Here is a 21,877-nt window from a genome sequence, read left to right on the forward strand (position 1 = left end):
TGTTATGGATGAGTCAGGCTCAGGGCCTGGCTTCATAGCTGAAGTGATCGAAGTCCGCGGCCAGGCGCTGGCCCGACAGGTCCTGGCAGGCCAGGCCGATGAAGTTGCCGGTGAAGCCGAAGCTGCGCGCGAAGCCGTCGACGAAGCGGGTCGCGAACTCGTCGCTGAGCATGGCCGCATCCAGCGCCGGACCGATGGCCGTCCAGGGCTTGCCGGCCTGCGCATAGTGGAACTGGTAGCGGTCGTGGCTGAACTCGACGGCCAGGTCCACGGCGCCGGCCGCCAGTTCGACGGCCTGGGCCGGTTCGCTCAGGGCCGCATCGCGGTTGACGGTCAGGCGCAGCACGCGCTTGCCCGAGTCGACGTCGCGGCTGACGTGCAGATAGGCGTGGTTGCTGGTGTTGTAGTAGGCGACCAGGCCGGCCATCTGCTGGAACAGCTCGGGCTCGAACTCCAGCCGCGTCTCGACGCGGCAGTTGAAATGCTGCTGGCGGCGCGCGACCAGGCTCTGCTCGAACAGGCTCATCAGCGACTCGCGGCCCTTCAGCCGCAGCCAGCCAGGGCGCTCGGTCAGCGAGAGCCAGCTCTCGGCCACGGCCACGCGCAGCGAGTTCAGGTGATGGTTGAGCGCCTTGCCGTCGAAGTCGTCGCGCACAGGCTCTGCCGGGAAGACATGCTCGGGCAGGCCCGGCTCGGCGACCTGCAGCCGTGGCGCATTGCCGCCGCCCTCGATCTCGGGCCAGTCGTCGTCGCGCCAGCTGATGCGCTGGATGGCGGTCTCGCGACCCAGCGGGCAGTGCAGCTTGTCGTAGACGCCGTTCTGCCGGCCGGCATGCGGGCCGCTCCATTCCAGGGGCCGGCCGCAGAGATGGGCCAGGTACCAGTCGCCGTTCTGCGTCTCGACGAGGCTGGCATGGCCCGAGCGCTGCAGGCCGTCGGTGGGCTGCCGCCAGGCCGTCAGCAGCGGGTTGCCGGGCAGGGTCTCGTAGGGGCCGTCGATGGCGCGCGAGCGAGCCAGCGTGACGGCATGCTCGTAGAAGGTGCCGCCCTCGGCCGTCAGCAGGTAGTACCAGCCGTTGCGGCGGTAGAGGTGGGGGCCTTCGACGACCTGCAGTTCGGTGCCGGCATAGATGTTCTTAACCGGGCCGACGAGATGCCTCGCCTCGGGGTCGTACTCCTGCAGCAGGATGCCGTTGAAGTTGTGCTTGCCGGGCTGGTGTATCCACTGCTGGTTCAGCAGCCAGTGGCGGCCGTCCGCGTCGTGGAACAGGCTGGGGTCGAAGCCCGAGCTGTTCAGATAGACGGGCTCGCTCCAGGGGCCGTCGATGCTGGGTGCGGTGACGAGGTAGTTGTGCGTGTCCTTGAAGGCGCCGGTGGTGGAGCGCACGTCGGTGTAGATCAGCCAGAACTGGCCGCCGGCATGGCTCAGGCAGGGCGCCCATACGCCGGCCGAGTCGGGGTGGCCGACGAGGTCCAGCTGGCTCTGGCGCGTGACGGCATAGCTGTGGTGGCGCCAGTGCTTCAGGTCGCGCGAGTGGTGGATGCGTACGCCGGGCCACCACTCGAAGGTGGAGGTGGCGATGTAGTAGTCGTCGCCGACGCGGCAGATCGAGGGGTCGGCGTGGAAGCCCGGCAGGATGGGGTTGGTGATCATGGATGGGGAGCAGGGATTCAGGCGGCCGCGGCCGTGCGGCCGGCGGCGATCAGGGGGCGGGTGAGTCGGTCGGCGGCCGGCGCCTTCACGGGGGCGCCGACGGCGGGCCCGGTCAGCCGCAGCGCCTTGGCCGGCGCCGCGCGCGACTGCCCCGGACAGGCGCTTGGATGCCGCACGATGGCCATGCGGCCGAGGCCCTTGAGCGGGTGCTGGTCGGCGATGAACTGCATGTCAGGCCGCCAGCAGCACGGCGCCGGCGCGCGGGCGGCCGGCGTGCAGCAGGGCCAGGCCGATCAGCACCAGGCCGGCGGCGGCGGTCAGCGCCTGGGCCGCGCCGGCGAACCTGGCCGCGGCGACGCAGGCCTCCCAGTGCGCGGCAATCATCCAGGCCAGCAGCGCACCGACGCTCGCCAGCAGCCCGCCCGCCGTCAGCAGGCCGCGGTGGGCCTGGCGCATGTCGACGCCGGCGTCCAGGTCCACGGCCTCGAAGCGGCCGCGGAACCACAGCCAGAACAGGCCCAGGCTGGTCAGGTGCATCAGGCCGGCGAACACGAACACCCATTGCTGCGTGCCCGTCCATTGCACGGCCAGCGCCGCCAGCAGCGCGATGAACATGCCGCCTATGCCGCCGGCCGTCGCGCCCAGGCCGATGACGGCGCCGGAGACGCGGGTGGGGAAGAGGTCGGTCGCCGAGGTCAGCAGGTTGGCCGACCAGGCCTGGTGGCAGGCCGTGGCCAGCGTGATCAGGCCCACGCAGAGCGCGAAGCTGTCGCTGTAGTAGGCCAGGATGGCGCCCGGCATGCAGGCCGCGGCCAGGCCCATGGCCGTCATGCGGGCGCGGCCGACGGGCCAGCCGCGCTTGACCAGGGCGCTCGACAGCCAGCCGCCGGCGATGGAGCCGACGCTGGAGCCCAGGTAGATCAGCGCGACGAGGCCGGCGCTCTTCAGCGGGTTCTGGCCGCGCTCGCGCTCCAGGTAGGACGGCAGCCAGAACAGGAAGAACCACCAGACGGGGTCGGTCAGCAGCTTGCCGATGAGGAAGGGCCAGATGGCCTTGAAGCGCAGCAGCGCCGTCCACGGCAGCTTGACGGCGACCTCCTGCACCGGCCGGCCGGCCCGGATATGGGCCAACTCCCCGGTCGACACCTTGGCATGCCGCTCCGGCGCATGGAAGCCGCGCTCCCAGAACACCAGCCAGACCAGGCCCGCGCCGCCGATGGCGATGAAGGCGAACTGCCAGCCGAAGGTGACGGCCAGCCACACGGTGATGGGCGACGCGATGATGCCCAGCGCCGTGCCCGAGTTGAAGATGCCGGTGGCCAGCGCCCGCTCCTGCTGCGGGAACCACATGGCCACAGCCTTGATGGCGGCCGGGAAATGGGCCGCCTCGGCCATGCCCAGCAGGAAGCGCACGACGACCAGACCGATCACGGTGCCCACCAGGCCATGCGCCGCCGCCGCCGCCGACCACAGCAGCAGTGCCGCGGCCAGGCTGCGCTTGACGCCGAAGCGGTCGATGGCGATGCCGATCAGCGGCGGGAAGGCGGCGTAGGCGGCCGTGAAGGCGAAGGTGATCCAGCCGTAGTCGGCATCCGTCAGCGCGAGGCCGCCGGCGGCAAAAGGCTGCTGCAGGCTGGTTTTGAGCACAGACAGCGCATTGCGGTCGATGTAATTGATGGTCGTCGCGACAAACAGCAGCGCGCAGATGACCCAGCGCTGCCGGCCCGGCGTCGTGGCGGTGGCACCGGTCATCAGGCCACCCCGGGCACGCGGGCGAGGAGGGGGGAGGGCGGCGTGGCGTGATCGGGGGGGCAACATGGGTCTCCAGGGTGCGGCGCTCGGCGGCGCCTTCTTCTCGCGAGGCTTGCTATGGGTTTAAATGTAGCGCTACCATTTTGCTTTGTGCAAGCGTGAAACCTCTAACATTCCAGCGCTTCCAGGGTTGCGATGCCTTGGCTTGGGCCCGACAACAGGAGACCGAATGAAGACATGGACCCAAGCGCTGGCCGGCCTGTTGCTGGCGGCCTTGCTGCAGCCCGCCTGGAGCGCGCCGGTGGAGGATGGCTACGACCTGTGGCTGCGCTACCGCGCGCTGCCGGCGGCGGGCCAGGCCCGGGTGATGGCGCAGGCGCGTGGCATCGTGCATGCACAGCCGGCATCGCCGACGCTGCAGGCCGCCGTGGCCGAGTTGAAGCGCGGCGTGGCCGGGCTGGCGGGGCGGGAGCCGGCGGCCCTGGCCCGGCCGGCGGACGGGACGCTGCTGCTGGTCACGCCGGCCAGCGCGCCGGCCGGTGTCGACCTGCCCTGGGAGGCGCTGGGCCGTGAGGGCTATGCGCTACGCAGCCTGAGGCTGGACGGCCGGGCCGTGACGCTGATCGCGGCCAACACCGACATGGGCCTGCTCTACGGCAGCTTCGCCTGGCTGCGCGCGGCGCAGACGGGCGCCGACCTGTCCCGGCTGGAGCAGCGCTCCGCGCCCCGGGTCGGACTGCGCCTGCTCAACCATTGGGACAACCTGGACCGCACGGTGGAGCGGGGCTATGCCGGCGCGTCGATCTGGGACTGGTGGAAGCTGCCCGACATCCGCGACGCGCGCTATGTCGACTACGCGCGCGCCAACGCGTCGCTGGGGTTGAACGGCACGGTGCTGAACAACGTCAACGCCAAGGCCGAGTCGCTGACGCGGCCATGGCTGGCCAAGGCGGCGGCACTGGCCGAGGTGCTCCGGCCCTATGGCATCAAGGTCTGGCTGTCGGCGCGCTTCTCGGCGCCGGTGGAACTGGGCGGGCTGAAGACGGCCGACCCGCTGGACCCGGCCGTGCGCGCCTGGTGGAAGGCCAAGGCGGACGAGATCTACACGCTGATCCCGGACTTCGGTGGCTTGCTCGTCAAGGCCAATTCCGAGGGCCAGCCGGGGCCCCAGGACTATGGCCGCGACCATGCCGACGGCGCCAACATGCTGGCCGAGGCGCTCAAGCCGCATGGCGGCCTCGTCATGTGGCGGGCCTTCGTCTACTCGCCGGATGCGAGCGACCGGGCGGCCCAGGGCCATGCCGAGTTCCAGCCGCTGGACGGCCGATTCGCGGACAACGTCATCGTGCAGGTCAAGAACGGGGCCATCGACTTCCAGCCCCGCGAGCCCTTCCACCCGCTGTTCGGCGCGATGCCCCGGACGCCGCTGGCGCTGGAGCTGCAGATCACCAAGGAGTACCTGGGCTTCTCCACCCACCTTGTCTACCTGGGCCCGCTGTTCGAGGAGGTGCTGCGCGCCGACACGCGCGCGAAGCCCGAGGGCGCGACGGTGGCGGCGCGGGTGGTGGCGATGGCCGGCGTCGCCAACATCGGCAGTGACCGCAACTGGTGCGGCTCGCACTTCGACTGCGCCAACTGGTACGCCTTCGGCCGCATGGCCTGGGACCCGGGCCTGGCGTCAGGCGACGTGGCCCGCGAATGGGCGCGGCAGACCTTCAGCAGCGCGCCGCGCGCCGTAGACACCATCGCCACGATGATGACGGCGTCGCGCGAGATGGTGGTCGACTACATGACGCCGCTGGGCCTGCACCACCTGATGGGCACCGGCCACCACCACGGCCCCGCACCCTGGGTGGACAACCTGGAGCGGGCCGACTGGAACCCGGTCTACTTCCATCGCGCCGGCCGTGACGGCATAGGCTTCGACCGCTCGCCGCGCGGCAGCAACGCCGTGGCGCAGTACACGCCCGACTGGGCGGCGCGCCTGGCCCGGCCGCAGACCACGCCCGAGGCCTGGCTGCTGTGGTTCCACCATCTGCCGTGGGACCATGGGATGGCCTCGGGCCGAACGCTGTGGGCCGAGCTGGTTGCCCACTACGACCGCGGTGTCGCCGGCGTGGGCGCCCTGCGCGCGCAATGGGCCGGCCTGCGCGGCGACATCGACGCCCGGCGCCACGCAGAGGTGGCGGCCTACCTGGCCGTGCAGGAGCAGGAGGCGCTGTGGTGGCGCGATGCCTGCATCGCCTACTTCCAGTCCGTGTCGGGCCTGTCGCTGCCGGCGGGCGTGCGGCCCCCGGCGCAGCCACTGGAGGCCTACAAGGCGCTGCGTTTCAATTTCGCCCCGGGACGTGGCGGTTGAGGTGTCTACAAATATGATTGCGCAAACAACCACACCACCACCAGAGGGACCCCTTTGAAGCCAACCGCACGTGCTGGACGCAGCACCAAGGTCGCCACCATTGCCGATGTGGCCAAGCTGGCCGGGGTGTCGCCCATGACGGTGTCGCGGGTCATCAACGGTGAGCAGAACGTGCGCCCGGGCACGCGCGAGAAGGTGCAGGCCGCCGTCGCCGAGCTGAACTACATGCCCAACCAGGCGGCGCGCCACCTTGCCGGCTCCGAGCCCATACGCATCGGCATGCTCTACATCGACCCGAGCGCCGGCTATCTGAACGAGTTCCTCATCGGCCTCCTGAACAAGGCCAGCCTGCGCCATGTGCAGTTGGTCGTGCAGCGCTGCGACGCCCCGCGCGACGGCGAAGAGAAGCCCGTGGCCGAGATGATCGCCAACGGCATCGACGGACTGATCCTGCCGCCGCCGTTCTGCGATTCGCAGCCGCTGCTCAAGCTCATCGCCGAGACCGACACGCCGGCCGTCGTCGTGTCCAGCGGCGTGCCGCCCGCAAGCCTCTGCGCCGTCGGCATCGACGACTACCAGGCCGCCTACGAGATGACGCGTCACCTGCTGAACCTGGGCCACCATCGCCTGGGCTTCATCATCGGCGACCCCTACCAGAGCAGCAGCGCGCGCCGACTCGCCGGCTTCCACGCGGCGATGGCCGATGCGGGCCTGAACATCGAGGAGGAGGAGGTCGTCGCCCAGGGCATGTTCACCTACCGCTCCGGCCTGGACGCGGCCGAGGTCCTGCTGTCGCAGGAGCGTCGCCCGACGGCCATCTTCGCGAGCAATGACGACATGGCCGCGGCCACCGTCGCCATCGCCCACCGCCTGGGCCTGGACGTGCCCAGCGACCTGACCGTCGTCGGCTTCGACGATGCGCCGCTGGCGACGACGATCTGGCCCGAACTGACCACCGTGCGCCAGCCCATCATGGAGATGGCCGGCGCCGCGGTGGACCTGCTGGTGCGCCACATCCGCGCGCGCCGCACCGGAGAGCCTCTGCCCTGCGAGCATGAGCTCAAGGACTTCGAACTGGTCCGACGCCAGTCCGACGCCGCACCACGCCTGCGCCCCCCCTCGCGCATCGGCGGCGCAGCCTGACCGCGGCCCGTCGAGGGCCTTTTTCATGACGCCACTCTCTGCCCCCCGCTTCAAGCGCCTCCTCCTCACCGGCGCCGCCGGCAACCTGGGCCGCGTGCTGCGGCCGCGCATGAAGCGCTACTGCGACGTGCTGCGCCTGTCCGACATCGCCCCCATGGACCCGGCCGGCGCCGGCGAGGAGGTGGTGCAGGCGCCGCTGCAAGACCTGGCCGCGATGCAGGCACTGCTGAAGGATGTGGACGGCGTGCTGCACTTCGGCGGCGTCTCCGTCGAGAAGCCCTTTGACGTCGTGCTGCCCGCCAACATCGTCGGTGCCTACAACGTCTACGAGGCGGCGCGCCAGCGTGGTGTCAAGCGCATCGTCTTCGCCAGCTCCCACCACGTGATCGGCTTCTACAGCCAGGGCGAGACGCTGACGCCGCAGTCCGCGCCGCGACCGGACAGCTATTACGGCCTGTCCAAGGCCTTCGGCGAGAACCTGGCGCAGTTCTATTTCGACCGCTACGGCATGGAGACGGTGTCGCTGCGCATAGGCTCCAGCTGGCCCATGCCGGCGGACCGCCGCATGCTGTCGAGCTGGCTCAGCTACGACGACCTGGAGCGCCTCGTCGTCGCCGCCTTGAGCGCGCCGATCGTCGGCCACAGCGTCATCTACGGCGTGAGCGACAACCGCTCGACCTGGTGGGACAACAGCATGTCCAGGCACATCGGCTTCCGGCCCGAGGACAGCTCCGAGCGCTGGCGCGCCGAGCTCGAAGCCGTCCAGCCCTACGTGGACCCCAGCCGCCCCGAGCTGCGCTGCCAGGGCGGCCAGTTCGTCACGCAGGGCCCCTTCGAGAAAGCCCCCGAATGAAGATCGCCTTCACGCCCAACGCGCGTCGCCCCGACCCGGCCATCGAGGTGCTGGACGAGGCCTTCCTGCCGCTGCGCCTGTTCGCCGCCGGCGTCGAGCAGCTCGCCACCGACCTGGCCTGGGCCGAGGGGCCGGTGTGGTTCGGCGACGGCCGCTATCTGCTGGTCTCCGACATCCCCAACAACCGCATCCTGCGCTGGGACGAGACGACGGGCGCCGTCAGCGAGTTCCGCAAGCCGAGCAACAACGCCAACGGCCATGTGCGCGATGCCTCTGGCCGCCTCGTCAGCTGCGAGCACCTGACGCGGCGCATCACGCGCACCGAGTACGACGGTCGCGTCACCGTGCTGGCAGACCGTCATGAGGGCCGGCGCCTGAACTCTCCCAACGACATCACCTGCGCCGCCGATGGCAGCCTGTGGTTCAGCGATCCGCTGTTCGGCATCGCCAGCGACTTCGAGGGCGAGAAGGCCGAGTCGGAGCTGGCCCAGGGCGTCTACCGCATCGATGGCGCGACGGGCGCGCTGACGCTGCAGCTCGACGACCTGCAAGGCCCCAACGGCCTGGCCTTCAGCCCGGACGGCCGCGTGCTCTACGTCATCGAAAGCCGCGCGCGGCCGCATCGGCTGATCTGGGCCTACGACGTGGACGGCGCCCGCCTGGGCAACAAGCGCCTGCTCATCGACGCCGGCGGCCCGGGCGCCTTCGACGGCATGGCCGTGGACGTGCAGGGCAACCTCTGGTGCGGCTTCGGCAGCGACGGCAGCGCGGGCGCCGACCCGTCCCGGCTGGACGGGGTGCGCGTCTACAGCGCCGAGGGCAAGGCCCTGGCCCACATCCACCTGCCCGAGCGCTGCGCCAACCTCTGCTTCGGTGGCGCCAAGGGCAACCGCCTGTTCATGGCGAGCACGCATTCGCTGTACGCGCTGTATGTGAACACGCGAGGCGCAGTGGCCTGAGGCCTGCCTGCCGCTCAGGCCGTGAGGTGGTGCCAGGTGGCCTTGTCTTCGAGGAAGTAGTCCTTGGCCGGCGGCTCGACGGCCTCGCCTTCGAAGAGACCGGCGGGGAACCCGCAGGCCTTGGGCATGCGCGCGTCCAGCGTGTAAACATGCGAGCCGCAGGTCCTGCAGAAGGCGCGCTGCAGGTTGGCGGTCGGGTTGAAGCGGGTGAGTCCGTCGGGGTTGTCGATGACGACTTGTTCGTGCGGCGCCGTGATCCAGGTGGTGAAGGCGGCGCCGCTCAGGCGGCGGCATTCTCCGCAGTGGCAGTTGACCGGGCGGCCCAGGGGGCGTGGTGCCGTGACGGATACGGCACCACAGAAGCAGGAACCACGCGCGAGCTGGGTCATGGGCAGGCGGGCATTCGTAGAGGTGGTGCCGGGCACTATGCCCGTTCGACGTTGCGCCAACCGAAAGTCAGACCCCGCAGGGCAGGGCGTCTAGGCCTGCCACACCGCATAGCCCGCCTCGCGCAGACCGATGGCCAGTTCCACCTCCATCTCGCAGGCCGCGGCATAGGGCATGGGGTTGTAGACCTCGTAGAGCTCCGGCAGCAGGCGCACGCCGTACTTCAGCACGAAGCGGTTGGCCTGCACGCCGGCCATGTGGCGGTCGAATCGCAGGTCGGGGTCCAGGCCGGTCATGCCGACGTAGACGCAGGGCTTGACGATGTCGTGCTGCGGGTTGGCCTTGCGGAACGCGGGCTCGTTCCATACGCGCTCCGACAGCAGCACGACATAGACATGGTGGTGGCTGCGGGCGGGACGGCGTGGCATGAGGGCCGGATTGTCGGCCGGGTGTGCAAAGAAACGCGACTGCCCGTCAACCGTGCCGGTGTCGGCCCGTTCTAGGAACACCGGCGGCGAATACCGCCACTTCCACAACGGCAAGACCACCATGACCACGCTGACACTCACCTTCAACGGCCCTCCCAGCCAGGCTCGCCAGGCGCTGGGCGGGCTGCTGCAGCGCTTTCGCTCGGCCTACTTCGTCGAGCGCGGCAACAACGAATACGCGGTGACGGCCGACGACGCGACCGCGGCGGAACTCGCCAAGCAGCCGCTGTGGTCGGCACAGGCGCAGCGCTGAGCGCTGCCGGCCCGCGCGCCGACCCCAGTCGGCCGCCAGCGACAGGGTGCGGGCATCGCGCGCCAGCCGCCGGCGGCCGTCCGCCTGCCGGCGACAGACCATGAGGCGGTGGCCGGCCAGCCGCGTGGGGGCTCCGCCAGCCCGCGGCGTCACGGATAGCGACTCCCGGCAGCGCGTGTACGCCATGTCGCCCAGGACGACGATCTCCTGAGACTCGCTGCGGCAATCGATCAGCCTGTCCCGGCGGGTGCGGCCGAAGGCGTCGATGCAGCCGCCCCGGCCCAGGGCCCCCCGGCCCCGATTGAGAAACACCATGTCGCCCGTCGGCGACGCGAGCAGGCGGGCCGGGTCGCCCGCGTTCACGGCAACTGTTCGGCTGACGTGCGGGTCGCGCAGGGTCCGTGCATCGGATGGCATGGGCGGCTCCGTTCCGTGAACGCGCGTCGTCAGTCGTTGCGTCACGGCGTGTCCACGACGCCGCGACAGGGCAGGCTGGCGCCCGTCGACGGCGGCGCCACCGTCGCGGCGGAGATGCCGCCAGGGCGTCCGGCTCGTCGACGCGCCGCCGCGCCAGTTCATCGTCGCCCGGCGGCGCGTTGCAGCGCCCGGCGTGCAGATCGTGCCTTCCGGCTTCGAGCTTGGCGGCCATCGTCCATGAAGCGCTCCAGGTCAAGCGCGGTCAGGTCGAGATGGCCCGGGCTGTCGAAGCAGTCCTGGGCGCGCAGCCGCCCTATCGCCGGCGCCCCCCCAGCGGCTTCGGTGGCCCGCCGGTGCCACAGGTCAGGGACGGGATGGCGTTGCTGCGCCAGACGTGGCCCGGCTGCGGCCCGGTCGACATCGGCTGGAAGGGAAGTGCTGTGTGCCTGCGTCGTGCGAAAGGCGGGCCGGAAGGGCGCTCGGCCCGTGGGAAATTGTGAGCGTTACCCAGGAGGCCGCCAAGCCGCCGTGCCCTGAACGCGCTTTCGGGCGACATGACGAACGTAACTCAGGGGCTACCCTTGTTGACGCTCCGAGAGTGGCCACGTAAATTCAAATGTGCGCGCTACCATTTTGTAGTGAAGCGTCATAAAACCAAACAGGAGACGAGATGAGCAAGAGCTATTCGCGGCCTAGCGGTCGCACCCGCCTGAACGGACAGCTGGCCCTGGGCACCACGCTGCTGGCGGGCCTGATCGCGCAGGCCTACGCGCAGACGCCGGCGCAGCCGTCCAAGGAGCAGCTGGACACCGTCGTCGTCACCGGCATCCGCGCGTCGCTGGAAAGCTCGGCCAACGCGAAGAAGAACGCGGTGGGCTTCATCGACTCGATCAGTGCCGAGGACATGGGCAAGTTCCCGGACAGCAATATTGCAGAGTCCATCTCGCGCATCCCCGGCGTCACGCTGACGCGCGAAATCACCGGCGAGGGCCTGCAGATCCAGATCCGCGGCCTGGGCACCAACTTCACGCGCATCCTGCTCAATGGTGCGCCCGTGGCCTCTGCCTCGACCGGCCGGGTCGACTCGGGCAGCGCCAACCGTGAAGTCGACATGGACTTCCTGCCCGGCGAACTCTTCAGCCGCGTGACCGTCATCAAGAGCCCCACCGCCTCCATGCTGGAGGGTGGCGCCGCCGGTATCGTCGACATGCGCAGCGCCCGTCCCTTCGACCGAAAGGGCTTCCGCAGCGCCTTCACGCTGACCGGCACCAAGAACCAGCAGGCCGACAAATGGGGCAACCGCGGCTCGGCCCTGGTCAGCAACACCTGGGACAACACCTTCGGCGTGCTGGCCGGCGTGGCCTGGGCGACCAACAAGGTCAAGACCACCGGCTTCGAGTCCATCGGCTGGACCAACGCCAACCTGCTGGCCACGCAGAGCAGCAGCCCCACGCGCAACAACACCGGCGGCGGCAACTGGACCATCCCCACCAGCGTGCCCGCCAACGCCGGCAACGGCCTGACGACCGGCGCCGTCATCGACGAGGCCTTCCTGCTGGCCAAGAACCCCGGCCTGAGCATCACGCAGATCGACAACGCCCTCATCCCGCGCCTGGGCCGTGCCATGGTGGCCGAGGGCAGCCGCGACCGCCAGAACGCCATCCTGTCGGTCGAGGCCCGCCCCAACAGCTCGGTGCAGCTCTACGTCGACGCCATCTACGGCCACAAGAAGAACGAGTTCGAGCGCAGTGACATGAACTGGGTGGGCCGCAACGGCTCGGCCATCCCCATCAACATGCAGGTGGACCGCAGCGACTGCAGCAACGGCTGCGTCGTCACCAAGGGCACCTTCGCCAACTCGCAGTACTTCCTCGAGTACCGGCCCTATGTCGAGGACACCAAGTTCCAGAGCATCAACCCCGGCCTCAAGCTGAAGATCACCGACGCGATCGGCGTCGACGTGCAAGCGAACGCGACGCGCAGCAACTTCCACCGCCAGTCGCCCACGGTGCTGTTCCAGACCGTGCTGGGCTCGGGCATCACGACCGAGTACGACAACACCAGCGGCGTCCCCATCCTGAAGGCCACCAACACCCTCACCGGCGCGACGGACATCCTGAACACGCCCAGCGCCTTCGGCTGGAACGGTGGCCGCGTCAACGTGCAGGAGGAAAAGCGCCAGGTCCGCACCTCGGGCCTGCGCGGCGCCATCGACATCGACGCCGACGTCGTCGACATCAAGTTCGGAGGCGCCTACGACAACGTGTCGCGCCGCATCGAGTCGCTGAACAACGACAACTACTGGTCCAACATCGTCTGCGGCCGCAACCTCAACGTCTTCCTGCCCGGACCCAACACGACCAACAAGAACGGCTGCAATGGCACCGGCACCGCCGGCTCGGCCGCGGCCGACTACCCCGGCTACGGCACCGGCTACACGGCCGGCGCGACGACGCCGCTGCAGTACCTGGGCTCGGCCATCCCGAACTCGGCCGTGCCGGGCTATCTGTCGGCCAACTCGCGCGGCTTCGTCGCGCTGGACTGGGCCCGCTTTGCCAAGGACTCCAACTACGCCGCCGCCCACGAGACCGCCGTGCCCGGCACCGGCGGCACCAACACCGGCGTGAACCCGGGCTTCTTCCAGGAGAAGGTGACGTCGATCTTCACCGAGGTGAACGGCGAGACCAAGCTGCTCGGCAACAACCTGCGCTACAACGCCGGCATGCGTTTCGCCACGACCGAGCAGACCTTCGCGTCGCTCAGCACGCCGGCCGATCCGCGCAACACCACGCTGGCCGACGGCGGCCGCTACCCGACGCCGGTGGTGGAAAGCCTGACGACGACGACCTACAGCAACTTCCTGCCGTCCGGCAGCCTGGCCTACAACATCCGTCCCGACCTGCTGGCCCGGGCCTCTATGTCCAAGACCATCACGCGCGCCGATCCCACGTCGCTGCGCGCGCTGACGGCCAGCTTCACCGACCCGTCGGCGCAGAACGGCACGCTGACCAACCCGGACCTCAAGCCCTACCAGTCCAAGAACACCGACCTGGGCATCGAGTGGTACACGGGCCGTGAGGGCTATGTCGCGCTGGCCTGGTTCAAGAAGAACATCACCGGCTTCACCGCAACCAAGACCTTCAACGTGCCGTTCGGCACCCTGAACCAGTACGGCATCAACTGGACCAACGGCCTGACCCGCGACCAGCGCACCAACCTCTACAAGAGCGCGGGCCTGCCCGTGCCGGCCGACCTGGATTCCCTGCCGTCCGCGGCCGACCTGGCCAAGATCAACGCGCTGCCCATCGTGCTGTCACAGACGCAGAACACGACGGACGCGCTGAACATCAAGGGCCTGGAGTTCACGGTGCAGCAGCCGCTGGACATGCTGACGTCCTACCTGAAGGGCTTCGGCGTCAGTGCCAACTACACCAAGGTCAAGCAGTCCGGCGCCAACGTGGCCATCGGCGTGCCGCCCTACACCTACAACCTGGCGGCCTACTACGAAGGTCGTTTCGGTGGCTTCCGCGTGACGAAGAACTTCACCAAGGGCACGCAGTCCAGCGGTACCGGCCAGAACGGCATCACGGCCGCTGCCTTCTACGGCATGGACTACGCCCAGGTGGACTTCACGTCCCGCCTGAACCTCGGCGAGATCATGGGCGCGGCCATCGGCTGGAAGAAGGACCTGCAGGCCACCTTCGACGTCTTCAACCTGACCCGCGCGTCGCAGCGCACGAACTTCCAGTTCGCCAACGCGCCGTACGCGATCTACGAGCCGGGCCGCACCTACCAGATCGGTCTGCGGGCCAGCTTCTGATCGAGGAAGCCTGTGTCTGCGCCAGTGGTCCGGGTGTGGCCCGCTGGCGGTTTGGTGAGGGTGCCCGCCGGCCGCAGGCGGGGCCCTCACCTCTTTCTTTGTGTCCCCGCCGGTGCGTGCTTGCCGAGCGGCCGGATCAGCAGGCAGACGACCAGCGTCGTGCCGATCAGCACATTGCCCACCCAGGGGAAATGCTCCAGCCGCCCGTCCGGCGCGATCGTCACGATGTGGCCGGATACCAGCGCGGCCAGCCCGCCGGCGAGCTGTTGCAGCGCCGCGTTGATGGCCGTGAAGGCGCCGCGCTGCTCGGGTGCCGGGATGCCTGCGACGATGACCTGCCAGGGCACCATGCGCGAGAAGATGCCGGCAAACATGACGACGTTGATGACGATCAGCAGGATCAGCGGCGACGGTCCCAGCCGCGTGTAGAGGGCCACCATTGCGACGGTGATGGCGCTGCCCGTGTAGAACACCGGCAACGGCCCGAGGCGGTCGGCCAGGCGCCCCACCAGCGGCGCGACGAACAGCGTGCTGATGCCGGTGACGAGGTAGACCGCCGGCAACTGCTCCAGCGCGATGCCGACGTTGTGCACCGAGAAGGCGCTGGCGAAGGGCATGATCATGAAGCCGCCCGTCGTCAGCAGCGCCGTGACGAAGAAGGCGTGCAGGTGGCGGCGCCGGGCGACCGTGTGCCACAGGTGGGCGAAGGCGCCGCGGTCGGTCTGCAGGCTCAAGTGGGCATCCACCGGTTTCATGCGCCAGGCGATCAGCAGGCCGCCGACGGCGCCGAAGGCCGCCAGCGCGAGGAAGGGTGCGTGCCAGTCCCAATGCGTGGCGAGATACAGGCCGAAGGGCAGGCCCAGCACCTGGCTGGCCGCGAAGCCGCCCTGCAGCAGGCCCATGACGCGGCCGCGCAGCGCGGGCTCGAACAGGTCCGCGGCGATGGCCATGACGATGGAGCCGATGACGCCGCCGAACAGGCCCGTGACGATGCGCGCCAGCAGCAGCGACTCGAAGCTCGTCGCCAGGCCGCACCACAGCGTGCCGAGCAGGAAGCCGCCGTAGAAGAACAGCAGCAGCCGCTTGCGGTCGAAGCGGTCGGCGAAGCCGGCCGTCAGGATGCCGGAGACGCCGGCGCTGAAGGCATAGGCCGACACGACGAGGCCGAACTGCTGGGCCGTCATCGACAGGCCCGGCATGATCATCGCGCCCAGCGGCGACATGATCATGAAGTCCAGGATGACGGCGAACTGCAGCAGCGTCAGCAGCCCCGTCGCGAAGCGCTGGTAGGGGGTGAAGGCGGGCGGGGTGAGGGTGGCTTCTGGCATGGGCCGGGAGTGTGCGTCAACGCGCGCCAGGGCGTGGCAGCAGGCCGAAGGCCGCCATGGGGTCTCGTCCTACGCGATGTCGCGTCGCCGGCTCACGAGCACCGTGCCGCAGCGGCGCCAGAGTGGCTCCATCCTCGACTGCGGAGCCCCAACATGACGACCGCGACAGACTGCGGGCCCGGATCGCGGGGCAGGCTCCAGGCGCCGGAGGCCGAGATCCTGATCTGCGTCGTCGGCACGGCCGAGGTGATGCGCTGCGCCGAGGCCGACCTGGAGGAACTGGCCGGCGACCGCCATGTCCACCGGCTGGACTGGCGCCTGGACGACGAATTCGGCGAGCCGCCGGCGGCGGCCGACTGGGCGGACGGCCTCATCGTGCTGAACTCGGATGCCTGGGCTGCACCTACCGGCTGCGCCAAGCTGCAGGCCCTGCTGAAGATGGCCTGGCGTTGTGGCCGCACCGTGGCGTTGTGCGGCGATGCGCTGGGCTCCCTGGGCACGCTGGGCTTCCCGGCCGACGTGCCCGCCGAGGCGGAGGGGCTGTTCCTGTGTCCGCAGGGGCCTTGCGGGGCGATGCTGCGCGAGTTCCTCGACGCCGTGCACGAGCAGCCGCACCGCGGCCGCTGAACTCGCGCGGCGCCCGCTATCGGCGCAACAGGCCCACCACCAGGCTGACGACGGCCAGGACGACGAAGCCGTAGAACAGCAGCTGGGCGATGCCCGCCGCACTGGCGGCGATGCCGCCGAAACCGAACAGGGCGGCCACGAGGGCGATGACGAAGAAGACGATGGCGTAACGCAGCATGGGGTTCTCCTTGGGTTGGGGGGCTTGGCCAATCTAAGGCGCGACCCGGGATGGGTGTGCCGGCTCCGGCCTCGCCGCGGGGTAGGCGGGCGCTGACGCTGCGTCGCAGCTGACCGGGGGCAGGTTCTCGCCGGGGTCGACGAAGGCCAGCAGCGCGGCGGGCGGCGCCAGCGCGCCCAGCGCGACGGCTGCGATGGCCTTGCCGCCCAGTGCGCGGCCTTCAAGGGTCACATGCGGGGCGCCCAGGCGGCCCTGCACGCGCACCGGCGAGCGCAGCGTCAGCGGCGAGAAGCTCTTGGGCCGGGCGACGACGCGCAGGTCCAGCGTCTCGTCGGCCAGGCTGATGCGGCCGTCGATGTCGATGCGGCTGTCGCGGTTGTCGATGACGGCCGAGCGCGGCCGCAGCACACCGGCCCTGAAGCCGCCGTCCAGGCGCGCGCAGTTCAACGGCTGCTTGCGATCGCCGCGCAGCAACACGCCCAGGCCCTGGGCCAGGTCCAGCTCGGCGGCCTCGGTCAGCAGCCGGGAGAGGTTGCCGCCGTCCAGCTGCAGGTGCAGGGGGCCGTCCAGGCTGCCCAGCAACTCGGCCGGGCTGCGGCCTCGGCCCTGCACGTCCATGTCGGCGCGCAGCCGGCCGCTCAGCGGGTCCGGTGCCAGCCGGCGGGTCTGGACCCTGAGCCATTGCTCGACGGCCATGCCGCGCACGCCCAGGGCCATCCGCCACTGGGGCGGGCTGGGGCGGGTGTCCAGCCGCGCCGAACCCGAGGCCTCTCCGCCCGCGATGCCGGCACTGAGGCCCCGCAGGCTCAGCAGGCCGTCCTCCAGCACCAGGCTGGCATTCACGGGCGCCAGTGGCGCCAGGCGTGCGCTGCCCAGGTCCAGCTGGCTCAGGGCCACGGCCACGCGGGCGTCCATCATGCGCAGCGAGGGCAGGTCCCAGGGCCGGTCGGGCAGCACGCGGCCGGGGCGGCTGGGCGGCGTGTCCGTGCCGAAGGCCGGGCCGAGGTCGGCCAGGCGCAGCGGGCCGCCGCGCAGCAGGCCGCTGAGCAGGGGCCGGGACGGGCGGGTGTCGACCGCGAAGTCGCCGCCCAGCTGGCTGCGGCCTATGCGCGCCCGGGCGCCGTCCAGCTGCCAGACACCCGCCGCGTGCCGCAGCCGCCCGCTCAGCACCAGCGGCGGCGTGTTGGGCAGCGTGAGGTTGAAGGGCCGGCCGATGTCGGCCAGCGAGTCGCCGCGCACCTGCAGCTGGCCGTCCAGCGCGCGGGCATCCAGCAGCGAGGCGGCACTGCCGGCAAAGCTCAGGCGGCCGTTGCGCTGGGTCAGCTCGGCACTGAGCTGCACCGGCGGCAGGCCGGCCTCCGCGGGTGCCAGCAGCGCCAGGCCCGCGCCGGCCTCGGCCCTGAGCGCGAGCTGCTGGCCGCGCAGCCTGCCCTGCAGCGTCGCCGTCCAGCGGCCGTCGGCCTGGGTGGCGAAGCGGGCGTCGCCCTGCAGCTGCAGCGGCGCGTCGTCCAGATGGGCCACGCCCTGGCGTATGACGAGGTGGTCGATGCGCGGCAGCTCGGTCGGCTCGTGGCGCTCGCCGCCGGGCTGCAGGGGCCAGGCGGTGCGGCCGGCAGCGTCGCGCTGCCAGTTCAGCAGCAGCTCGTCGGCCTGCACGCGGCGCAGCCGCAGCGGCGCGCCTTGCCGCCAGGCCCAGAGGTCGCGCCACTGCCAGTTCAGCTGCAGGCCCCGGGCGTCGGCCAGCGCCTCGCCCTGGCTGCCGGTGACGCGCAGCCGCGCGGCCTCGAGGCTGGGGGTGAGCAGCAGGTGCAGTCTTGAGTCGCCCGCCATGTCCAGGCCGTGTCCGGCCCTGGCGGCCAGCCAGGGCGCGAGGCCGGGCCAGCCGGCGCCCTCCATGGCGGACCCGGCGGCAAGGACGGCCAGCACGACGGCGCCGACGGTCTTGGCGGCGACTTTCATGCATCCATGCTGGGGGCCACCCGACGCGGCGGGCGTGGGACGGGCGCGCCCGCGCGCGTAGGACTGGGCCTGTGGCGCGCGTCCCGCCCTGGGTGAATTCCCGACCGTTCGGTCGGCAAATCGTCGATACCATGGCAGGCTCACACCAAGCGCCGCCATGGACTTCACGATCGCCGCCATCCTGGGCCTTGACGGCCTGACCAACGGGGCCATCTATGCCCTTGTCGCCCTTGCATTGGTGCTGGTGTTCTCGGTCACCCGCATCATCTTCATCCCGCAGGGCGAGTTCGTCGCCTTCGGCGCGCTGACGCTGGCTTCGCTGCAGATGGGCAAGGTGCCCGGCACGGTCTGGCTGCTGCTGCTGCTGGCCGTGGCCGCGGCCTTGCTGGACCTGGTGCAAGGCCTGCGCGAGCGCCGGGCCGCGGCCAGGATCGCCATGGGCCTGCTGAAGACGCTGGGCTTCCCGGTCGCCGTGGCCTGGCTCATGCCGCTGCTGGTGGCACACCAGCCCGCGCTGTGGCTGCAGGTGCTGCTGACGCTGGCCATCGTCACGGCGATGGGGCCGCTGCTGTACCGGCTGGCCTACCGCGCGTTGTCCAGCGCCAGCGTGCTGACGCTGCTCATCGTCTCGGTCGGCGTGCACTTCGCGCTGACCGGCATCGGCCTCGTGTTCTTTGGCGCCGAGGGCTACCGCACGCCGGCGTTCTGGGAGGCACGCTTCGACGTCGGCCCGCTGAGCCTGACCGGCCAGACGCTGATCATCTTCGGTGCGTCCGTCGCGCTGATCGTCGCGATGTTCGTGTTCTTCGAGCGCACGCTGACCGGCAAGGCGCTGCGCGCCACGTCGGTCAACCGCACCGGTGCGCGGCTGATGGGCATCTCGGGCGACGCGGCCGGCAGCTTGAGCTTCACGCTGGCGGCCTTCATCGGCGCGCTGTCGGGCCTGCTGATCTCGCCGTCGACGACCATCTATTACGACACCGGCTTCCTGATCGGCCTGAAGGGTTTCGTCGCCGCGGTCTTCGGCGGCCTGGCCAGCTTCCCGATGGCGCTCGCCGGCGCCATCGGCGTGGGCCTCATCGAGAGCTTCGGCTCGTTCTACGCGAGCGCGTTCAAGGAGGTCATCGTGTTCACGGTCATCCTCCCCGTGCTGTTGTGGCGGTCCTTCGTCGACCCGCACCACGAGGAGCACTGAGATGACGCGTACCCATCTGACCATCGCGGCCGCGGCCGTGCTGCTCGTCCTGCCCTTCGTGCCGGTGCCGGACTTCTGGATCACGCAGCTCAACTACATCGGCCTGTTCTCCCTCGTCGTCCTGGGCCTGGTGCTGCTGACCGGCGTCGGCGGCCTGACGTCCTTCGGCCAGGCGGCCTTCGCCGGCGTGGGTGCCTATGCCACCGGCTACATGACCGTGGCGATGGGCCTGTCGCCCTGGCTGGGCCTCGTCGTCGGCCTCGGCGTCACGCTGGTGCTGGCGCTGGTCATCGGCCTGCTGACGCTGCGCATGTCGGGCCACTATCTGCCGCTGGCGACCATCTGCTGGTGCCTGGCGCTGTACTACCTCGTCGGCAACCTGGAGCCCCTGGGCAAGTACGACGGCCTGCTGGGCCTGCCGGCTGTCCAGCTGGGCGATTTCAGCTTCCAGAGCGAGCGTCGCATCTACCTGCTGATCTGGGGCGCTGCGCTGCTGGCGGCGATCGGTGTCACGCGGCTGCTGGACTCGCGGCCCGGCCGCATCATGCGCGCGCTCAACACCAACCGCGGCGGCGGCGCGACGATGCCCGAGGCCATGGGCGCATCCACCTTCCGCTACAAGCTGGTGATGTTCGTCGTGGCGGCGCTGCTGGCGTCGGTGTCTGGCTGGCTCTATGCGCACATGCAGCGCAGCGTGAACCCGTCGCCCTTCGGCATCAAGTTCGGCATCGAGTACCTGTTCATGGCCGTGCTCGGTGGCATCGGCACCGTCGGCGGCGCCTTCACCGGCGCGGCGCTGGTGAAGCTGTCCGAGGACCAGCTCAAGGTCTGGCTGCCGATGATCTTCGGCGGCTCGGGCAACTACGAAATCATCGTCTTCGGCGTCGTGCTGGTGCTGGTGCTGCGCTTCGCGCCGGACGGGCTGTGGCCGCTGATCGCCCGCTGGCTGCCGGCGCGTGGCATGCGTCCGGTCGACGAGGGCGCGCCGCGCCTGGGCTCGCGCAGCCACCCTGAGCGCGGCGCGGCGCTGCTGGACGTGCGCAGGATCCGCAAGCAGTTCGGCGGGCTGGTGGCCGTCAACGACATCAGCTTCGCGATCCGCGCCGGCGACATCGTCGGCCTCATCGGCCCCAACGGCGCGGGCAAGAGCACGACCTTCAACCTCGTCTCCGGCGTGCTGCCGCTGACGTCGGGCGAGGTCGAGCTGCTGGGCCAGCGCGTGGACGGGCGCGGCAGCCGCGACATCGCGCGCGCCGGCCTGTCGCGCACCTTCCAGCACGTGAAGCTCGTGCCCGACATGACGGTGCTGCAGAACGTAGCTTTGGGCTGCTACCTGCGCACCAGGAGCGGTACGGTCGCCGCGATGCTGGGTCTGGACCGCGCCGAGGAGGCCTTGGCACGCGCCGAGGCGATGCGCCAGCTGCGTCGCATCGGCCTGGCCGAGCAGGCGCACGAGCTGGCCGGCAACCTGGCGCTCGGCCCGCAGCGCCTGGTCGAGATCGCGCGCGCGCTGGCCAGCGACCCTTCGCTGCTGTTGCTTGACGAGCCCGCCGCCGGCCTGCGCCACAAGGAGAAGGAAGCCCTCGCCGAGGTGCTGAAGCAGTTGAAGGCCGAGGGCCTGTCGCTGCTGCTCGTCGAGCACGACATGGACTTCGTCATGAAGCTGACCGACCGCATCGTCGTCATGGAATTCGGCCGCTACCTGATGGACGGTACGCCCGCCGAGGTGCAGGCGAGCCCCGCCGTGCGCGCGGCCTATTTGGGGGCCGACGAATGAGCGCGCTGCTGGAGGTCAAGGACCTGCATGCCGGCTACGGCCGCGCTGAGGTGCTGCAGGGCCTGAGCTTCTCGGCCGCCGGGAAGACCGTCGTCACCGTCATCGGCCCCAATGGCGCCGGCAAGTCCACGTTGCTGGGCGCGCTGATGGGCCTGCTGCCGTCGCGCAGCGGCACGCTGCGCTTCGCGGGCGAGGACATCGCCCGGCTGACGCTGGAGGAGCGCGTGCTCGCCGGCCTGGCCCTGGTGCCCGAGAAGCGCGAGCTGTTCGGCACCATGACGGTGGAGGACAACCTGCTGCTGGGCGGCTGGCGCCCCAGGAAGCTGGGCGACCGGCTGTGGCGCGACGGCCTGGAGGGCGTCTACGCGCGCTTCCCGCGCCTGAAGGAGCGCCGCATGCAGGCGGCCGGCACGCTGTCCGGCGGCGAGCGCCAGATGCTGGCCCTGGGCCGCGCGTTGATGGGCCAGCCCAAGCTGCTGATGCTGGACGAGCCCAGCCTGGGCCTGGCGCCGCTGATCGTGCGCGAGATCTTCACCATCGTCGAGGACCTGCGCGCCACGGGCGTCAGCATCCTGCTCGTCGAACAGAACGCCCGCGCCGCGCTGCGCGTGGCCGACCACGCCTATGTGCTGGAGACCGGCGAGTTCGGATTGAGCGGACCGGCGGACCAGCTCGCGGCGGACCCGCGCGTCATCGAGACCTACCTCGGCGCAGGGCGCAAGGACTGA

General features: G+C 70.4%; 18 protein-coding genes and 1 pseudogene. 10 read left to right on the forward strand and 9 right to left on the reverse strand.

Going from position 1 to position 21,877, the window contains the following annotated elements; all coding sequences use genetic code 11:
- Nucleotides 1–19: 19 nt before the first annotated feature.
- The 3 genes from JOY88_RS19245 to JOY88_RS19255 are packed head-to-tail and all read right to left on the reverse strand — an operon-like array spanning nucleotide 20 to nucleotide 3,406.
- Entirely contained in the window at nucleotides 20–1,654 is a 1,635-nt protein-coding gene (locus JOY88_RS19245; RefSeq protein ID WP_293504253.1) for a glycoside hydrolase family 43 protein, read from the reverse strand.
- 17 nt (nucleotides 1,655–1,671) lie between these two features.
- Nucleotides 1,672–1,884: a hypothetical protein gene (locus tag JOY88_RS19250; protein ID WP_293504254.1), complete on the reverse strand. Its 213-nt coding sequence runs from the start codon at nucleotides 1,882–1,884 to the stop codon at nucleotides 1,672–1,674.
- A gap of 1 nt (nucleotide 1,885) precedes the next feature.
- Nucleotides 1,886–3,406: an MFS transporter gene (locus tag JOY88_RS19255; protein ID WP_293504255.1), complete on the reverse strand. Its 1,521-nt coding sequence runs from the start codon at nucleotides 3,404–3,406 to the stop codon at nucleotides 1,886–1,888.
- A gap of 229 nt (nucleotides 3,407–3,635) precedes the next feature.
- On the opposite strand from JOY88_RS19255, the gene JOY88_RS19260 reads away from it, so the two are divergent.
- From JOY88_RS19260 to JOY88_RS19275, 4 genes are read left to right on the forward strand one after another with little or no spacing between them, the layout of a single operon-like run.
- Nucleotides 3,636–5,765 (forward strand): alpha-glucuronidase family glycosyl hydrolase, encoded by a 2,130-nt coding sequence (locus tag JOY88_RS19260; RefSeq protein WP_293504256.1) that lies wholly within the window; start codon nucleotides 3,636–3,638, stop codon nucleotides 5,763–5,765.
- A 54-nt stretch (nucleotides 5,766–5,819) separates the two neighbouring features.
- Nucleotides 5,820–6,908: a LacI family DNA-binding transcriptional regulator gene (locus JOY88_RS19265; protein ID WP_293504257.1), complete on the forward strand. Its 1,089-nt coding sequence runs from the start codon at nucleotides 5,820–5,822 to the stop codon at nucleotides 6,906–6,908.
- A 25-nt stretch (nucleotides 6,909–6,933) separates the two neighbouring features.
- Nucleotides 6,934–7,761, forward strand: a complete 828-nt coding sequence (locus tag JOY88_RS19270) for an NAD-dependent epimerase/dehydratase family protein (RefSeq protein WP_293504258.1) — start codon at nucleotides 6,934–6,936, stop codon at nucleotides 7,759–7,761.
- Nucleotides 7,758–8,720 carry an SMP-30/gluconolactonase/LRE family protein gene (locus JOY88_RS19275; RefSeq protein WP_293504259.1) on the forward strand — a complete coding sequence of 321 codons (963 nt, stop codon included), beginning with the start codon at nucleotides 7,758–7,760 and terminating at the stop codon, nucleotides 8,718–8,720. Before JOY88_RS19270 ends, JOY88_RS19275 begins: the two co-directional genes overlap by 4 nt.
- A gap of 14 nt (nucleotides 8,721–8,734) precedes the next feature.
- Here the strand turns inward: JOY88_RS19275 and JOY88_RS19280 are convergent, their stop codons facing one another.
- Complete coding sequence (locus JOY88_RS19280) at nucleotides 8,735–9,109, reverse strand: GFA family protein (RefSeq protein WP_293504260.1); 375 nt, start codon at nucleotides 9,107–9,109, stop codon at nucleotides 8,735–8,737.
- Between the two features lie 90 nt (nucleotides 9,110–9,199).
- Nucleotides 9,200–9,535, reverse strand: coding sequence for a hypothetical protein (locus JOY88_RS19285; protein ID WP_293504261.1), 336 nt, complete (start codon nucleotides 9,533–9,535; stop codon nucleotides 9,200–9,202).
- A gap of 58 nt (nucleotides 9,536–9,593) precedes the next feature.
- Between JOY88_RS19285 and JOY88_RS19290 the strand changes: the two genes are divergently transcribed.
- On the forward strand, nucleotides 9,594–9,848 hold the full coding sequence (locus JOY88_RS19290) for a hypothetical protein (RefSeq protein WP_293504262.1): 255 nt from the start codon (nucleotides 9,594–9,596) through the stop codon (nucleotides 9,846–9,848).
- 87 nt (nucleotides 9,849–9,935) lie between these two features.
- On the opposite strand, the pseudogene JOY88_RS23135 reads toward JOY88_RS19290, so the two are convergent.
- Nucleotides 9,936–10,427, reverse strand: a pseudogene (locus JOY88_RS23135) (DUF4440 domain-containing protein); the annotation flags it as partial.
- Between the two features lie 508 nt (nucleotides 10,428–10,935).
- Here JOY88_RS23135 and JOY88_RS19295 point away from each other — a divergent pair.
- A complete protein-coding gene (locus tag JOY88_RS19295; RefSeq protein WP_293504263.1) occupies nucleotides 10,936–14,085 on the forward strand; it encodes a TonB-dependent receptor in 3,150 nt (1,049 codons plus the stop codon).
- Between the two features lie 86 nt (nucleotides 14,086–14,171).
- On the opposite strand, the gene JOY88_RS19300 is transcribed toward JOY88_RS19295, so the two are convergent.
- Entirely contained in the window at nucleotides 14,172–15,413 is a 1,242-nt protein-coding gene (locus tag JOY88_RS19300) for an MFS transporter (RefSeq protein WP_293504264.1), read from the reverse strand.
- A gap of 153 nt (nucleotides 15,414–15,566) precedes the next feature.
- On the opposite strand from JOY88_RS19300, the gene JOY88_RS19305 reads away from it, so the two are divergent.
- Complete coding sequence (locus tag JOY88_RS19305) at nucleotides 15,567–16,040, forward strand: hypothetical protein (RefSeq protein WP_293504265.1); 474 nt, start codon at nucleotides 15,567–15,569, stop codon at nucleotides 16,038–16,040.
- Between the two features lie 16 nt (nucleotides 16,041–16,056).
- On the opposite strand, the gene JOY88_RS19310 is transcribed toward JOY88_RS19305, so the two are convergent.
- Together JOY88_RS19310 and JOY88_RS19315 are read right to left on the reverse strand one after the other, a co-directional pair.
- Nucleotides 16,057–16,218, reverse strand: coding sequence for a DUF1328 family protein (locus tag JOY88_RS19310; protein ID WP_293504266.1), 162 nt, complete (start codon nucleotides 16,216–16,218; stop codon nucleotides 16,057–16,059).
- 33 nt (nucleotides 16,219–16,251) lie between these two features.
- Nucleotides 16,252–18,177 carry an AsmA family protein gene (locus JOY88_RS19315; RefSeq protein ID WP_293504267.1) on the reverse strand — a complete coding sequence of 642 codons (1,926 nt, stop codon included), beginning with the start codon at nucleotides 18,175–18,177 and terminating at the stop codon, nucleotides 16,252–16,254.
- A gap of 157 nt (nucleotides 18,178–18,334) precedes the next feature.
- Between JOY88_RS19315 and JOY88_RS19320 the strand changes: the two genes are divergently transcribed.
- Genes JOY88_RS19320 through JOY88_RS19330 form a run of 3 tightly spaced genes read left to right on the forward strand, consistent with a single transcriptional unit; the run spans nucleotide 18,335 to nucleotide 21,877 of the window.
- Nucleotides 18,335–19,372 (forward strand): branched-chain amino acid ABC transporter permease, encoded by a 1,038-nt coding sequence (locus tag JOY88_RS19320; RefSeq protein WP_293504268.1) that lies wholly within the window; start codon nucleotides 18,335–18,337, stop codon nucleotides 19,370–19,372.
- Between the two features lies 1 nt (nucleotide 19,373).
- Nucleotides 19,374–21,149 (forward strand): branched-chain amino acid ABC transporter ATP-binding protein/permease, encoded by a 1,776-nt coding sequence (locus JOY88_RS19325; protein WP_293504269.1) that lies wholly within the window; start codon nucleotides 19,374–19,376, stop codon nucleotides 21,147–21,149.
- The gene (locus JOY88_RS19330) at nucleotides 21,146–21,877 is read left to right on the forward strand and encodes an ABC transporter ATP-binding protein (RefSeq protein WP_293504270.1); all 732 of its coding nucleotides are present in this window, start codon (nucleotides 21,146–21,148) and stop codon (nucleotides 21,875–21,877) included. The genes JOY88_RS19325 and JOY88_RS19330 overlap by 4 nt, the downstream gene beginning before the upstream one ends.

The organism is Roseateles sp. (assembly GCF_019237615.1).
Lineage (GTDB): Bacteria > Pseudomonadota > Gammaproteobacteria > Burkholderiales > Burkholderiaceae_C > Pelomonas.